The 15,145-nt window shown below is 72.5% G+C and carries 16 protein-coding genes; 3 read left to right on the forward strand and 13 right to left on the reverse strand.

The features are described 5' to 3' along the window. Positions 1 to 113 precede the first annotated feature (113 nt). The 13 genes from AB0I42_RS32315 to AB0I42_RS32375 form a co-directional block, all read right to left on the reverse strand. Positions 114 to 365 (reverse strand): hypothetical protein, encoded by a 252-nt coding sequence (locus AB0I42_RS32315; RefSeq protein ID WP_357543401.1) that lies wholly within the window; start codon positions 363 to 365, stop codon positions 114 to 116. A gap of 2 nt (positions 366 to 367) precedes the next feature. After that, a complete protein-coding gene (locus AB0I42_RS32320; protein WP_357543403.1) occupies positions 368 to 1,084 on the reverse strand; it encodes a hypothetical protein in 717 nt (238 codons plus the stop codon). Continuing rightward, the gene (locus AB0I42_RS32325) at positions 1,077 to 1,904 is read right to left on the reverse strand and encodes a hypothetical protein (protein WP_357543405.1); all 828 of its coding nucleotides are present in this window, start codon (positions 1,902 to 1,904) and stop codon (positions 1,077 to 1,079) included. The genes AB0I42_RS32320 and AB0I42_RS32325 overlap by 8 nt, the downstream gene beginning before the upstream one ends. A gap of 82 nt (positions 1,905 to 1,986) precedes the next feature. Next, positions 1,987 to 2,469: a hypothetical protein gene (locus tag AB0I42_RS32330; protein ID WP_357543407.1), complete on the reverse strand. Its 483-nt coding sequence runs from the start codon at positions 2,467 to 2,469 to the stop codon at positions 1,987 to 1,989. Between the two features lie 74 nt (positions 2,470 to 2,543). Continuing rightward, positions 2,544 to 3,017, reverse strand: coding sequence for a hypothetical protein (locus AB0I42_RS32335; protein WP_357543409.1), 474 nt, complete (start codon positions 3,015 to 3,017; stop codon positions 2,544 to 2,546). A gap of 67 nt (positions 3,018 to 3,084) precedes the next feature. Next, positions 3,085 to 5,301, reverse strand: coding sequence for a hypothetical protein (locus AB0I42_RS32340; protein WP_357543411.1), 2,217 nt, complete (start codon positions 5,299 to 5,301; stop codon positions 3,085 to 3,087). Further along, positions 5,301 to 6,791 (reverse strand): hypothetical protein, encoded by a 1,491-nt coding sequence (locus tag AB0I42_RS32345; RefSeq protein WP_357543413.1) that lies wholly within the window; start codon positions 6,789 to 6,791, stop codon positions 5,301 to 5,303. Before AB0I42_RS32345 ends, AB0I42_RS32340 begins: the two co-directional genes overlap by 1 nt. A gap of 245 nt (positions 6,792 to 7,036) precedes the next feature. Further along, positions 7,037 to 7,258, reverse strand: a complete 222-nt coding sequence (locus tag AB0I42_RS32350; RefSeq protein ID WP_357543415.1) for a hypothetical protein — start codon at positions 7,256 to 7,258, stop codon at positions 7,037 to 7,039. A gap of 69 nt (positions 7,259 to 7,327) precedes the next feature. Beyond that, on the reverse strand, positions 7,328 to 9,355 hold the full coding sequence (locus AB0I42_RS32355) for a DUF2637 domain-containing protein (RefSeq protein ID WP_357543418.1): 2,028 nt from the start codon (positions 9,353 to 9,355) through the stop codon (positions 7,328 to 7,330). After that, positions 9,352 to 9,597, reverse strand: coding sequence for a hypothetical protein (locus AB0I42_RS32360; RefSeq protein WP_357543420.1), 246 nt, complete (start codon positions 9,595 to 9,597; stop codon positions 9,352 to 9,354). Before AB0I42_RS32360 ends, AB0I42_RS32355 begins: the two co-directional genes overlap by 4 nt. Beyond that, positions 9,587 to 10,084 carry a hypothetical protein gene (locus tag AB0I42_RS32365; RefSeq protein WP_357543422.1) on the reverse strand — a complete coding sequence of 166 codons (498 nt, stop codon included), beginning with the start codon at positions 10,082 to 10,084 and terminating at the stop codon, positions 9,587 to 9,589. The genes AB0I42_RS32360 and AB0I42_RS32365 overlap by 11 nt, the downstream gene beginning before the upstream one ends. After that, positions 10,081 to 10,764, reverse strand: a complete 684-nt coding sequence (locus AB0I42_RS32370; protein ID WP_357543424.1) for a GGDEF domain-containing protein — start codon at positions 10,762 to 10,764, stop codon at positions 10,081 to 10,083. Before AB0I42_RS32370 ends, AB0I42_RS32365 begins: the two co-directional genes overlap by 4 nt. Beyond that, positions 10,761 to 11,159: a WhiB family transcriptional regulator gene (locus tag AB0I42_RS32375; protein ID WP_357543426.1), complete on the reverse strand. Its 399-nt coding sequence runs from the start codon at positions 11,157 to 11,159 to the stop codon at positions 10,761 to 10,763. The genes AB0I42_RS32370 and AB0I42_RS32375 overlap by 4 nt, the downstream gene beginning before the upstream one ends. 247 nt (positions 11,160 to 11,406) lie before the next feature. On the opposite strand from AB0I42_RS32375, the gene AB0I42_RS32380 reads away from it, so the two are divergent. From AB0I42_RS32380 to AB0I42_RS32390, 3 genes are all read left to right on the forward strand, one after another. Further along, positions 11,407 to 12,177 (forward strand): GntR family transcriptional regulator, encoded by a 771-nt coding sequence (locus tag AB0I42_RS32380; RefSeq protein ID WP_357543428.1) that lies wholly within the window; start codon positions 11,407 to 11,409, stop codon positions 12,175 to 12,177. An 8-nt stretch (positions 12,178 to 12,185) separates the two neighbouring features. Further along, positions 12,186 to 12,986 carry a protein phosphatase 2C domain-containing protein gene (locus AB0I42_RS32385; protein WP_357543430.1) on the forward strand — a complete coding sequence of 267 codons (801 nt, stop codon included), beginning with the start codon at positions 12,186 to 12,188 and terminating at the stop codon, positions 12,984 to 12,986. Positions 12,987 to 13,704: 718 nt separating this feature from the next. Next, the gene (locus tag AB0I42_RS32390) at positions 13,705 to 15,123 is read left to right on the forward strand and encodes a hypothetical protein (RefSeq protein WP_357543432.1); all 1,419 of its coding nucleotides are present in this window, start codon (positions 13,705 to 13,707) and stop codon (positions 15,121 to 15,123) included. The last annotated feature ends 22 nt before the right edge of the window (positions 15,124 to 15,145 follow it).

Consider the following 15,145-nt stretch of genomic DNA (forward strand, 5'->3'; position numbering starts at 1 on the left):
TAGTGCTTTTTCGGCGGTGGCTGAAACGGGCAGGTGGTAGGCCGTGCTCCTCCAGCGCGACAGCGGCCCTGCCCCGGTTTCGGGGCAGGGCCGCTTGTTGGAGGGCCGGTCTCTTACTGGCCGAGGTGGATGGTGTCGAGCCAGGTGATCCGGGTCGGGCCGGTGCGGGCCCAGAGTTCGCCGTACCGATCGTCTGGGCCGGCGTGGTCGTGGAGGATCTGCCGGGCCCGTTCGATCGCCTCGCGGAGGGTGTCGGAGTTGAAGCCGACGGCGGTGGCCGGGGAGTCCTCGGCCGGGTCGACGACGATGTCGAGCCGGTACTCGTAGTCGTCGTCCAGGCCGGTCGTCCGGTGTGCGGGGAGCATGGTCACCACCCGCCGGCCGCGATGACGGCGGTGGTCAGGGCACCGGCGAAGCCAGCGAGCAGCAGCCTGCCCGCCCAGCCGATGGCGCGGAACTTGCCGTGGATGGCCCGGGACAGCCACCACAGTTCCCGGGCCCGGCCGATCGGGCTGGCCGGCCCGACGTCGCCATCACCGTCGGTGAAAGCGGCGAGGAGTTGGCCGGGGTTGTCCGCGCTGGCGTAGGCGACGAAGCCGTACCCGCCGCCGAGTCGGGGCTGGCCGGCCAGCAGCAGCAGGGTGATCGCGGCCAGCACCGTGGCGCCGGTCAGCCCGGCCGAGATCTGCACGGCGGTCGACAGGCTGGTGGTGACGCCGGCGCCGGTGAGCACGGCGGTGCCCAGACCGAGCATGATGCCGGCGACCTGGAGGTAGCCGGCGGCCTTCGGGTCGACGCGGGCCATCTCGGTGCGGGCGGTGGCGATCTCGCCGGCGAGGGTGTCGGCGGCCCTGGAAGGGCAGCGGACCGCGTGGGTGCCGGCGGCGACCAGGGCGTCAACGCTCGGCGCCTCGCCGGCCTCGCCGCAGGGGCAGGACCAGGTGGCCTGGGTGAGCATCAGTCGCACGGTGACGGCCCGGTCGCCGCCGTGCGGGATCTGGACCTGGCGGATCGTGATGTCCGGCCGGGCGCCGGACGGGCGGCTGTTGCGGGTGTTGATGAACGGCTCTCCGGGGTCAGGCACGGCTACCTCCCGCCACCAGAGACCCGGTGGCGGCCGGGGCACGCCAGCCGCGGACGGGCTTGCTGCCCAGTTCGACCCAGGGGTGGGTCTGGTGGAGCAGCCAGCCGGCGGTGGCCACCGGCGGGTAGCCCAGGACCAGGCCACGGACCGCCAGCGGCAGCTCGTCGAACACGGGCAGCACGTCGATCGGCCGGGTATCGAGGTGGTCACCGATCGGCAGGACGTGGGTGTGCCACAGGTCGGCGGGCAGCACGTCGTAGTAGCGGCCGACCAGGTCGGTCAGCCGGTCGGCGCCGTACAGGTCGGCCAGGCCGCAGGTGCTGCCCAGGTACAGCGGGCCGGCGGCCGGCCGGTACACGCCCAGCGACAGGCTGTTGTGGGCGATGAGGACGGTGGTGGCGCGGGCCTGGTCGTCGTCGTACTCGAGGTAGCAGCCGGGCTTGCGGCCGGCCAGGACCGCGTCACGCAGCCAGGCGTCGGGGTCGTGCCAGGTGCGCCGGCCGGTGCGGCCGTGGCCCTGGCCGATGATCGGGTGCCAGGCGGAGACGAGCGGGTGGCTCCAGTTGGCCAGGGTGGCCGGGCCGCGCCAGGCGCGGCACCGCCGGCCGTTGATGACCGCGACCTGGTCGACCTGGTTGACGAGCGGGGCGGCGGCCGGCCGGGTGTAGACGCCGTGCATCGGGCGGCCGTCCTGCCGCCACGGGCCGGACGTTCCGTCGGCCGGAATGCCCGGCGGGGTGCTGTCGGGTTGGAGGGTCCAGGACCGGTTGCGCGGTGTCCAGCCGCCCCAGATCCGAGGCGGTGTGGTGGAGTCGGTCATGATGGTGCTGCTCCTTCAGGGAGTGGCGGGCGGCCCGGTTGCTGTCAGGGCGGTGGGCCGCCCGCGCTTGACGGGGTGTCGGCTAGCGCCAGGCGGTGGTGATCGCCGCGGTGAGGCCGGGGGTGATGGTGTCGCCGGCCGGCTGCGGGACGAGGTCGTAGTCGTCCTCGATCAGCCGGCACAGCCCGACCAGCAGGTCCCCCATCGCCTGGCGGGGGTCGCCGTCGGCGGCCTCGGCTCGGTGGAGGATGGCGCGGACGGCGTCGATGAGCCCGCGTACGTGGGGGTCGTCGGTGGCCGGGTCGTGCCAGTGGTCGAGCAGGTGCTGGTCGACGAGGTCGATGTCGGGCAGGCCCTTGGGCGACAGCCGGTAGCGGGGGTCGGGGCCGATCTGCCCTGCGAGGACGAGCCAGAGACCGACGACGGCCCCGTTGAGGCGGGCCGGTACCGGTTCGAGGTCGGGCGTGTCGTCGGGGACGGGTTCGAGCCAGTAGTCGGCGACGTAGACCAGCCGGTCGACGAACACCTTCTGGGCGTCGCCGGTCGTGGTTGACGCTCTGGGCATGATGGTGGTGCTCCTTTCAAGGGGGGCAGCGGGCGGCCCGACTGCTGGAGGCTGTGGGCCGCCCGTGCTGATGGTCAGGTGTTGTGCGAGGTGGCGACCGGCTCGACCGGCCAGTCGCCGGCGACGCGGACGTCGCAGTCGGTGGCGTGGAGGACGACCATGCCGTCGCTGTCGGGCGGGCTGACGGCGACGATGTCGAGCACGTCGGGGTCGCCCTCGCACCACAGCGGGTGGTAGATCGAGGTGCCGGGCTCGATCTGGTCGGCGTGCGGCAGCCCGTACAGGTCGCCCTGCTCCTCCCACAGGTCTTGGGCGTACTGGCCGGACTCGTAGTAGGCGATCGCCCGTTCGATGGCGTCCTCGTACTCGGCGACGGTCAGGCCGCGTTGGTGCGCGCCGATGATGAGTTCGCGCCGGTCGTCGGCCCAGGACTCGATCGAGTCGGCCTGGACGAGCAGGTCGGCGGTCAGGTCGACCAGGCTGCGGACCTCGCGCAGCGCCAGTGGGTACGGCGCCTCGGCCAGGGGCGCGGTGGTGGTGACGGTCACCGAGGTTCCCTTCCAGACAGCAGGCGGCCGGGCCCGGGTGGGGCCCGGCCGCAGGGTGGTGGGGTGGTCAGTTGTTGTCGGTGGCGATGTAGGGGGCGCGGTCGCCGCCGGGTTGGGCTGCGCGGCCCTGGGCGACCCATTCGTTGAGCCAGTCGGAGACGGTCTGGCGGGTGGTCTTGTGGCCGTCGGCTTTGAGCTGGGCGGCCAGGGCCGAGGCGCCGGTGCCATCGGTGCCGGCGGCCTTGAGTAGCTCCCAGCAGCGCTCCTTCGCCGTCGGCCCGCTGGCCGGCGCGGCACCCGCACCGCTGGCGTCCGTGGTGCTGCCGGTGTCGGTGGCCGGTGCTGCCGGAGTGGGGTCGACGTCGAGGTTGAAGCCCTGCATGACGTCGTCGAACTCGCTGGCGAGCCGGGCGTCGCGGGGCTTGCCGGTGGCGGGGTCGACGTCGCGGTTGCGCTGCGCGGCGGCGTCGGCGTCGGCGACGGCCTTGGCCAGGTTGGCCTGGGCGCTGTTGAGGCGGGCGTTGACCTCGTCGAGCGACAGGCCGGACATGTCGGCGGGCGGGATCGTCGACACGGGGTCCTCCTTGATCGGTGTGGCGGTGGGGATGGGAGCGGCCGGGGGTGGGGTGCCCCCGGTGAGCGCGGCCGCTGCGGCGATGGTGCGGTCGACGGCGGCGATCAGGTCGGCGGCGCGGGCCCACCGGTTGGCGAGGGTGGCGCCGCCGAGCTGGCGGGCGCGGGTGTCGATCGCGGGCCGCCGGTCGGCGGTGGCCAGCACGACGTGCTCGCGGCCGGCGGGCTTGAGGTTGTAGGTGCGGTACGGCTGGGGCTGTCCCTGGCGCTGGATGGTGGCGTGCCCGGTGCCGGGCATCGTCGCCTCCTCCGAGCTGACCTTCACCTTCCAGCCGAACAGGAAGTTCAGCTCGTCGGCGTCGCCGACGGCCTGGGCGACCCGGATGCCGGCGAGCTTCTTGATCGACGCGGTGCCGATGACCTCGGCGGTGGCGCGCAGCCCGGCGATGACCATGCGTACGCCGGAGTCCCGGCCGATGCGCTGGATCTCCTCCAGGTTGTCGCGCAGCTTGGCCAGGCGGGGGTCGGTGAAGGTCTGCCGGTCGCCGAGGATCTCGGCGCATTCGTCCACGAACACCTCGTACTGCGGCACGTCGGCGCTGATCGGAAGCAGGGTCGAGTTCGTGGCGATCTTCAGGTGGGCGTACGTGCGCTTGCGGTCCTTGGCCACGGTCAGCAGCCAGTTGGTCATGGCCAGGGCCTCGTCGACGTTGTCGGCGACCCATCCGATCGGCGGCTCCGGGACGCGGTCGAGGTTCTTGCGCCAGGCGACCAGCCACGGGATGGCCAGCGAGCCGCCGTTGAGGTCGATGATCATTGGGATCGAGTCGACGGTCTCCAGATGGCGGGCGATCGTGACGTCCATCAGGGTCGTCTTGCCGGACCCGTCTGGGCCGATGTACAGGGCGGTGTACTGGCGGAAGACACCGGCGACCTCGCTGCTGTCGCGCCACACCCCGATCGACAGCGGGTTGTTCACCGACTTCACCGAGCAGTCCAGCGGGTACGGGGCCTCGGCCAGGATCGCGTTGGTGGTGGCGACGTCGATCAGTGCCGAGCCCCGGTTCGCTCCGGCCTTGACGGTGACGCCGCACCCTTCGGGCAGCCGGGCGTCCGACGCCAAACCCTCTTCGTGGGGCTTGAGGGTCTTCCACGAGCTGCCGCCCGGGGGCAGGTCGATGTCGAGGGTGTAGCCGGCGCCGGTGGGCCAGGTGCCGATGTTGACGACCCGGACGTCGTTGACCCGGCAGACCCGGGCGATCCGGGCGACCCACTCGGCACCCAGCTCGTCGCGCGAGTGTGTGATCGGCCCGGCCGCCGCAGCGGCGGCTGCGTTCGCCTGCCGCAGTTGGCGGGCGCGTACGGCCTTGCCGCCGGACCACAGGGCGGCGCCGGCCAGGGTGGCCACACCGAGCGACGACCAGGCCGGGGTGCTCCACAGCATTCCCGTGCCCAGCGTCCACGCCGACCAGGTGCCGCCGCACAACCAGGCGGTGCACCGCAACGTCGAGATGCGGCCGGGCAGGCCGGAGATCTGCCCGGCGAGCAGGGTGCCGCCGACGCCGGCGGCACCGGCGGCGGCGGCCCACCAGGGGCTGATCCCGGCCAGGTCGGCCACGGCGGTTCCGGCCGCCGTGGCCAACGCGGCGGTCACCGGTCCGGTCACCGGCGCCGGCTTGGACCAGTCCCACGAGATTGCTGCGGCGGCCATTAGAGCGCCTCCCGGTTGCGGGTGACGTCCCAGCGCCGCTGACGCGGGTCGTTGATCCGGGCGATGTCGTCCTCGTGCAGCCGGTAGAACGCGGAGGCGGCCTCGGCCAGGACCTCGACGACGCGGCCCTGCGCGCCGAATCCGGCCTGCATCACCTCCACGATCGCCGGGTGCAGCGGCACGTCCGGGCCGGCGTGCGCCTCCACGACGCGCTGCAACGCGGTGGCGACGTTGGCCATCACGTCCGGCAGGGCCTCCAGGTCCTTGCCGACGGTCAGCATCGCCTCCTCTGGATCGGCCGCCGCGGTGTTCCCGGCGACCGCGATCATCTCGTTCGACAGCTCCAACAACGCCTTCATCGACGTCGACATGGTTCCTCCCCTGATGGTGGGAATGGTGAGATCGGTGTTGCCGGCGGCCTGGTCGCCGCCGTGGGGGTTCATGGGCAGTCGGGGCGAGTCCCCGATGGTCGCCTCGGCGACCGGCCGTTCGTCGGCGCCCTCGGGGTGGCCGCGCCACCAGTCGCGCAGCCACTGCCAGAGCCGGGCGGCCAGCCACCGGCTGCCCCGCCCGATCCGGGGGCCCAGCCACCGGCCGGCCCGGCCGACACCGCGACCGATGCCACGGGCGACGGTCCCGCCGGCCGCCATCGACGCGGCCCCCAGTACCCGCCCGAACTTGCGCAGCCGGCCGCTGGCACTCATTCCGGCCGCCGCGCGGGCGGCCCGGATCGCTGCCCGGACCGGGTTACGGGTGTTCTTCATCCCGGCTGCCGCCGCCCGCCGGGCCGCGCCGCCCCCGCCGGATCCGCCGAACAGCCCCTTCGCCGCCCGGCCGAGGGCACCCGCCGCCCGGCCGCGAGACGCGCCAGCGCCAGCCGACCGGGCCGCGGACCCGCCGGCACCCAGGCCCAGCCCACGGCCCGCACCGCTGCGGCTCTTGCCGCCGCCGAGCCCCAGCCCTTTGCCGCGACCGCCGGCACCGGGACCGCTGCGGCTCTTGCCGCCGCCGAGGCCGAGACCCTTGCCGAGGCCGAGTCCCTTGCGACCGCCACCGAACAGGCCAGCGCCCCGGCTGGGCCGCTGACCGGCGGCACCAGCGGCACCGGCCGTCCGGGCGGCGGCGCGACGCTTGGCCGCCCGTCCCCGCGCCGCCTGCACACTGGCGACCGTGGCCCCGGTGCCCAGCACCGCCCCGGCGGTGATGACCGCCGCCGGCCCGGCCGCCGCGTACAGGCCGCTGCCGCCGACGGTCAGCACGTTCGCCAGCGCCACCAGGGCCGGCACCGCCGGCACCTCGTGCACCCGCGTACGGGTGCGCTTCTTCTCGCCCTCGTCGTCGGTGTCGGTCGTGTCGTCGACGTCCTCGTCGACGATGTCGACGTCGTCGACCGGGTCCGGTTCGGTCCGGGCCCGTGGCACCTGGCCGGTCTCGTCCACCGGCTCGGCGGGCGCCTGCGTCGCCGTTTCCGGCGTCTCCACCTTGCTCATCTCACCCTCCCTCCGCAATTACTGTCCGTTGATGTCGTCTGTCGCATGTCGCCTGTCGCCTGGTGTCGCCACTGGCCGATTCCACCGGTCAAACGGGGGGTGCATCCCCATGGCGACAACAGGCGACATGCGACAGGCGACAGGCGACAAGTGACCATCCGTAGTCGCCGACGAGGGGCGAGTGGCCGGCCGGGCGGTGCCCGGCACGCGCAGCGGCGTGCCGGACACCGGCATCGGAACGGTGGTCACTTGTCGCCCATCGCGTCGCCGATCGAGGTGACCAGGACCTCGCCGCCGTCGACCAGACCGTTGGCCACTCCCCGGGCGAGGTCCGCGACCGGGCTGTCCGCGCCGGCCAGGATGATGCCGAACAGCACCATCACCAGCGCGGCCAGCAGGCCGCTGCCGCTACGGGCCAGCCAGATCGCCAGACTGCCCAGCAGCACCAGCGCAATCAGCAGAACCATGTCGTCATCTCCTTGAAGTCGTTGGCTGCGGGGCCGGCCGGTGGTCGGTGTCCGGCCGGCCCCGGCAGGTCAGGCCGCCTCGGCCTGAGTGGCGTCCGGTCCGGCCTCGACGGCCTTGAGCACGAGCGAGACGGTCTTGTCGGACTTGCCGATGAGCGCGGCCAGGTCCTTGTGGGTGGTCACGTCGGGGTTGTCCTTGCGGGCCTGGAGCACCGCCAGGACCGTCGCCGGGCTGATCCGCTCGACCTCCGGGACCGGGCGCCCCTCGAACAGCAGCGGCTCGGCCTGCTCGACCGGCTCGGTCGGGACCGTCGTCGCCGTACGGCGCGGGCGGCGAGCCCCGTCCGCAGCCGCCTGGGCCAGCGCCTGCCGCAACTGTTCGGCCTGCTCGGCCACCGAATCGGCGCGGGCCTCGGCGGCGTGCCGGGCACGCTGTTCGGTGGCCAGTTCCCGGCGGGCCTGCGCGGTGGCGGCCTCCGCGGTCTGAACCCGCCGATGCCACTCCGCCGTCGCCGAGTCGAGCTGGCCCTGGGCGCGTGCCGCGCGGGCCGTCTCGGTGCGTACCTCGGTCCGGGCCGCTTCCGCTTCGGCGGCGATCCGGTCGCGTGCCGCGCGTGCTTCTGCTTCGGCCTGCCGGGCCAACGCGGTCGCGGCTGCTTCCGCTTCGGCCCGCCGCATCGCCCGGTGTGCTTCTGCTTCGGCGCGCTGGACCGCGTCACGTGCTTCCGCTTCGACGCGTGCCCGCCGTCCCGCTTCTGCTTCAGCGCGGCCCGTCGCTGCTTCTGCTTCGACGCGGGCCTGACGCACCGCCGCCGCCGCTTCCGCTTCGACGCGACGGATTGTTGCTTCTGCTTCGGCACGAACCTGCGCGACGGTCGCGGCGGCTTCTGCTTCGACGCGAGCCCGCCGTCCCGCTTCTGCTTCCGCGCGTTCGGCCTCGGCCGCTGCGAGTGCTTCTGCTTCGACGCGCGCCCGGTGTGCTTCGACCGTCTCGGCCCGCGCCGCTTCCGCGTCGGCCCGCGACGGCGACGGCAGCGCCAGCGTCGGCGCCGGGGTACCGGTGTGCGCCAACGCGACCAGCGCCGCGTATGCCGCCCCGCCGTCCTTGCTGCGCGCGGCCCGCCGAACCGCCTGCCGGGCCCGACGCGTCACCTCGTCGGTCACCTTCTGCTGCCGCGCCCGTTCGGCCGCCACCGCCTCCAGGCGTCGCTGCCGCTCGGCCTCGGCCGCCTGCTGACGCCGCCGCTCGGCCCGCCGCGTCTCGACCCGGGCGATCAGCGCCGCAGCCCCGGGCGAGAGCCGGTCCCGCACGTCCTCGGTCCACGCGGCCAGCGTCTGACGCGGGTAGGCGGCCCACCGGCGCCAGCCGAACCGCTCCGGCGGATCGGGCAGGTCACCACGGTCCCGCAGGAGCGGCCGGTGCTTGGCCCCGGAGCGGATCTCCCACACCACGATCCCGGCGACCGACAGCAGCGCCAGCAGCACCGCGCCAGCCTCGTCCTCCGGCTGCGCCTGGATGTGACCGGCGTAGTTGATGGCCGCCGCCGCACCGGCACACGCCCAGGTCAGCGCACGCGGCAGACGAGCCGCCTCACCATCCAGGCGCAGCCGCGACGCGGTCAGCGCCATCACCAGCGCCAGGCCCTCGATGGCCACCGCGATCACGATCCCGACCTGGGTCGGCCACCCCCGAGCCTCGGCCGCAGACAGTTGGCCATAGACCGCACCGCCCAGCGCCAGGGTGTAGATCACGCCGGAGACGATCCGGTCGACGTTGCCGACCGCCCAGGCCGTCATCGCGTCCCGCCGCGACGCCCACTGCTTGCGGCGTTGCTCCCTGTTCTGACGCCGCCGGTCGCGTTCGGCCTCGCGCCGCATCCGGCGCTGCTCCTCCTGCTCCGCCTTGACCTTGGCCTGCTCTGCCGCCAGCCGGAGTTCGCCCTGCCGCGTCCGCAGCTTGCGGTCGGCCGCCGCGTCCGCCGCCGCGATCCGCTGCTGCTCGGCGAGCTGGTCCCGTGCCGCGACGGCCAGCTCCCGCGCGACCCGCCGGTCGCGCTCGGCCAGGCCGGTCAGGTCCGGCCCCTGCACCATCGTCATCGAATGTCCTCCCCCGGGGCCGTCGCCGGCCCCCGCTCGTCGGCGATCAGCGCCCGCGCCGAACCCAGCCGCTCCCGGGCGATCTCGTTCGCCGCGCACGACTGGTGGCACGGCTCGCCACGCCCGTCGCGCATGTGCGTGACCGTCGTGCACAGCCGGCACGGCAACGACTCGGCCGCGAAGTGCTTCGGATCGGTCCAGTTCAGGTGCACCCGCACCACCAGCTCGGCGTCACCGGTCACGGCGGATCACCGCCCAGATCACCCAGACCACAGCGGCCATCACGATCAGGCCCGCCAGGCCGTAGACCAGGTCGGCCGGCACCGGCACCCCCGCCAGGTCCGCCCCCTGCATGTACGCGCCGAACCCGGCCGTCAGCAGGGCCGCGACCAGCCCGACCCCGGGCACCACCCAGCCACCGGCCGGGCCCGGCGGACGGACCGTGCCGTCCGGCCCCGGCCGCAGCTCGACCATCGGTCGCCACGCCAGCCACCGACCCTGCTGGCCCTGGCCGTTCCAGCCCGCCAAGCAGGTGTCACACATCCAGCCACCCAGCGCCGCAGACGAGCGCAGCATCGTGTCGTCCAGCGGGCACGACCACGCGCCCAAGTCCCGACGTACATCCGGCGGCCGCTGGTAGGCGGCGCGCAGCATCGTCACGTCGACCCGGACCAGCTCGTTCCCGGTCGGCTCGCTCCCGCCGCTCGGCGGGATCATCAGGCTGGTCATGCCGTCACCGCCCGCAGCCCGCGGCCGATGCCGGTCATGTCCCGCAGCCTTGCCGCCGGCTGGTCAGCCGGCGGCATCACCAGTCCGGCGACCGGATCGTGCTCGACGACCCCACCGGACACCTTCGCCTGGTACATGGCGATGTCGGCGGTGTGCAGCACCGCCGACATCGGCTCGGCCGTCCCCGCGTGCACCACCCCGACACTCGCCCCGACCTCAACGGTCTTGCCGTCGACCCAGATCGGCAGCTTGATCAGCGCCGCCGCCTCGTGAGCCAGCTCGGCCGCGAGCACAGGCGCGGCCGCCGGCACCGCCACAACGAACTCGTCACCGCCCGGCCGCGCCACGACCGCGTCCTGGCCGTCGACCAGGTCCACCAGCCGCCGCCCGACCTCGATCAGCACCGCGTTACCCGCCGCGTGCCCGAGGGAGTCGTTGACCTGCTTGAACCCATCCAGATCGATCATCAGCAGCCCGTACGGGTGCCCCGCCTTCACCAGCCGCGCCAGCCCAGCCTCCAGACCAGGCCGGTTCGCCAACCCGGTCAGCGAATCGGTGACCGCATCCCGGCGCGCGGTGGCGAGCTGACTTGTCAGTCGACGTCGACCAACCTCAACCACCGCGACGACTCCGGCGGTCAGCACCCCGGCGGTCACGCCGAGCACCAGCCGGGCGCTCATCGCGCAGCCCCCTGGTTCGCCGCCTGCACGGACGCGACGAGCCTGCGGCTGCGGATGATCTGGCGACGCTCGCCGGCGGCGAGGCCGCCGCGGATGCCCCACACGTCGCCGTGGTGCTGCTCCTGGCGGAGCGCCAGCTCCAGGCACTCGGCCTTGACCGGGCAGCCCTTGCACGCCTCGCGGGCCAGGATGACCGCCCGGCCGCCGGTCTCGATGGGGGGGAACCAGGGGTCAGCCTCGCTGTTGACCTGGTACCGAGCCTTGCTCGGATTGGTCATCTCGGGCCGGCAAAGGCCCCGGGTGTCCACCTGCTTGGCCAGGGTCCCGGTCGTCTCGGTAGAGACGCTCGTTCGTGCGGTCTCGGGGTTCGGGACCGCTACGCTGGTCGTTGGCACTCGATCTCTCCTTCCAGGGACTGGATCGGGATTGCCGTCGGGCCTCGTCGTGACAGCGGCGAGGCCCTTGTTCGTGTCGGGGCGTGACCCCATACCACAATTTCTGTATGTCCGTAGGTCTGTATACAGACCTGCATGAACAAGGAAGACGGTAGGTGGTCGCTCGGTCACAGGTCAAGGGTTTCTGTATGCAGACCTTCAAACACTCTCTGTAGATCCACATGCAGAGAGTTCTAGGGTGGTTGTCATGAGCACCGGCGCCACGGACGCCCGACCCCTCCAGGTCCGCGTCGCAGACGACATCCGAATGAAGATCGAGACAGGCGAGTACCAGCCCGGCGACCGCCTACCCACCCTCGATGAGCTGGCCGCAGCGAACCTGGTCAGCCTCGCCGTCGTGCGCAAGGCCATTGACCTGCTGAGGCAGCAAGGACTGGTCATCAGCCTGCAGGGCAAGGGCTCGTTCGTCCGTGAGCGACCGAGCGCGCGACGACACGGGATCGACCGGTACGCCAAGAGCCGCTGGCGGTCCGGACAAGCCATCCTTGCCGCCGAAGCCGCTGCTCAAGGACACCAGGCCGGCCAGCTCATCCGGGAACTGGCCGAGGTGCCCGCGCCGGCCGCCGTCGCCGAGCGACTCGGTATTCCACCAGGGACGCCCGTCTGGGCACGACGCCGTACCACCCTGGTGGACGACCGACCCAATCAGCTCGCCGACTCGTACTACGAACTGGACGTGGTCGATGGCACGCGGATCAAGGAGGAAGACACCGGCCCTGGCGGCGGGTACGCCAGGCTCGAAGAAGCGGGACACGAGCTGGACGAGATCAGCGAAGAGTGGTCGGTGCGGATGCCGACCGGCCCCGAGAGCGTCGCACTGCGCCTGCCTGCGGGCACACCGGTCGTGGACCTCATCCGCACGACGTACACCACCACCGGGCAGCCCGTCGAAGTCATGCTCGCCGTGATCGCGGGCGACATGGTCCAGATGGCGTACCGGTTCAAGATCCCCGACTGAGAGCAGACGTGCAGATCATCCAAGCGGCAACCACGGCAGCACCCGACCGGGCCCGACCCGAGGACAACGAGGATGCGTTCCGGGTCGGACCCGACTGGGCACTCGTGCTCGACGGCGCCGGCCGATATCCCGGCGTGACCGGGGGATGCGTACACCCAATCACCTGGATCGTTACCCGCCTGGCTCACCACATCGGCCAGCAGCTCGCCACGGACGAGCCAGTCACGGCGGTGCTGCACACCGCGATCAACGCCACCATGGCCGACCACGGACCCGAGTGCGATCTCACCGACCCGCTGTCCCCGGGTGCCACCGTCGCCTTCGTGCGGGCTCGTGGGGAAGTCGTCGACTGGTTGGTCCTCGGCGACTGTGTCGCGATGATCGAGCGCTTAGGAGCCGGCTGCGAGGCTGTCATCGACGACCGCGTCGACCAGCTCGACGCCCCCGTGGTCGATACCGCCGTCCGCACCTACGACCCGGCCCACGTCGCACAGGCCCGAAACCGGCCTGGCGGATTCTGGGTCGCCGGCGCTGTCCCCGAAGCCGCTGAGCACGCCCTGGTCGGCAGCGCCGACCGAGAGGACATTGCCCGCGTGATGCTGTGCTCGGACGGCGTTTCCAGACTCATCGAGCGGTACGGCTGGAGCTGGCCAAACCTGCTTAACCTGGCCGATCGAGCCGGATCCCAACGGGTTTTTCGAGCGATTCGACAGGCTGAACAGGCCGATCCAGACCCGCGCCGGTGGCGCGGCAAGCGCCACGACGATGCGACTCTGGTACTCGCCAGGATCACGGAAAACAGGCCCTGACCAGGCCACCCCAACAGCCCAGACGAACTCGCCGAGCAGCTTGGCGCACTCAAGGTAGACCTCGCACATCGAGACCTATCAACTTGGCTGTTTGCCGGAATGATGGTTGATTGATCGCCACGAACTACAACCGTGGATTTCGGACGGCACTGGAGACCGTGTCCTGCCCCGCATTTACCGGGCTGGAGACGTAAGATCCGGCCGACACGACTTTGGAGGCGCCAGCCGACGGACACCTAAGTCCATAAAAAGCAAGAGAGCCTCAAACCCCCAGTTTCGTTTGGCCGCGATTGCGGGGGTCCAAGGCTCCATCAAGCTCGGAGGTCAGCATAGCACCCACCTTCGGGCTGGGTGCTTCGTCGTCTCCAGACACGCCTTCGGCGTGTCCAGATGCCCCTGCGCGTCCTGGTGACGCGGCCCAGCCTTGCCCCCTTGTTGCCCCTGTTCGTACGTCGTTCACTCACCACGCTGCTCCGCAGCGGGTGGTCGTCGGTGTGCCCGGCCTGCCATGTGGTGGTGTCCGGTGACCGCCATACAAGACGCGGCCGAGGCTGCCCGCCAGGCAGAGGTGGTCGGATCCGGCCGGGTTCGTTCGTCGTCGTCGCGGCCGCCGTCGGTGGCCGCGACGTCTGGCCCGTACCGTCCGGCGGCCGGTCGGGGCCCGGCCCGACGTCGCCCCTGGCGGAAGCTGTCGAAGGTCGGGCAGTGGCACGTTCGCGTGCACGCGTCCCGTCCCGGCCGGGACGGCTTCGTCGCGCCCGAGCTGCACGAGGTGGACCTGCCGGCCGGGTATCGGGCGGTGACGGATCCGGCCGAGGTGCTGGCGTTGCTCGACGAGCTGCCGGCCGCGACCGCCGGCCTCTACGCCAACGGGTTGGCATCCCGCCGGGCGGTATGGAGAGCCCTGGTCGAGCACCTGCACGAGTCGGGGACGGTCGTGGCCGGACATCGCAGGCTGGCCGAGCGGGCTCATGTCCACGCCGGACGGCCGGACGACCGGCCGTTCGGCCGGTCCACGGTTGGGAACCATATCCGCGCCCTGGAGGCCGCCATGGTGCTGCACGTCGCCGTACGTGGCGCGTCCAAACAGGCCCTCGGCAGCGACCGGGACCGGGCCCCGGTCTACGTGTTCATCGCCCCGGTCGACCACGTCTCCACCGCCGTACCGGCCGTGCCCCTGGACCCCGCCGGCCAGGACGCCGTCGATGAGCTGGCCGCCCGACTGGCCACCGCCACCACCGCCGACCGGGCCATGTCGTCTGTGGACGAATATGGGCACCTCCCCGAAGGGTCCGCGCATTTTTCTGGCGGGTTAGATGGAACTCACCCCCGTAAGACCACGTATTTTCCCAGCTCAGACCACATGCCACGGTCACAGACGAAGAGCAAAGCGGAGCCGGCTACGCCGGCGCGGCGCGCCAACCCGGGACGCTTCGCGCCCCGGAGCGCCGCTGACCGACGCGTGGCCGTGGCGTACCTCGCCGCCGTAATGGGCTGGCCCTGGAAAAAGCGCACCGAACAGGAGCTTGCCAAGATCACCGGGCCGTGGTTCTCCGCCGGGTGGTCGCCTGACGCGGTCGTAAAGGCCCTCAGGAGCCAGCCTGACGGCATGCCGTGGCCCGGCCCGCTGCCCGAACCCCACCAACGGGACCGACGTGATCCGATCCGTATCCGCAACCTGTGGGCGGTCCTCACCCACCGGCTCCAGGCGTGGACCGACCCGCTCGGCCAGCCGCTCGACCCGCCGATCCCCACCCAGACACCACGCCGCGGCCGTCCACCAGGCCCCGACGCCCACCGCCGTGCCCTCACCCGCCTGATCGCCCAGCTTCCGGCCGACGACCCGCGCCGCGAAGCCGCACGCATCGCCCTCGGAGGACCCGAGCCGACACCACCACGGCGGCAACGACCGGCGGCCGTCGACGCCCAGCTCGCCGCCCTGGCTGCCCGCCGCGCCGCGGCGGCCGCCGAACGCGACGCCGCCGAGGCCGCCCGCCAGGCCCGCCTCGCCCGCTACGGACCCGCGCCCCGCCTCACCGAACCCGACCCCGAACCACCAGCCGCCCCTGCCGACCGCGCCCGCGCCCGGGCGATCTTCCGAGCCCGCATCGAACGGCAACACCGCAACCGGCCCTGACCAGCCAGAACAACTGCCGCCG

Origin of the sequence: Polymorphospora sp. NPDC050346, assembly GCF_040655695.1 — a bacterium.
Classification (GTDB): Bacteria; Actinomycetota; Actinomycetes; order Mycobacteriales; family Micromonosporaceae; genus Polymorphospora; species Polymorphospora lycopeni.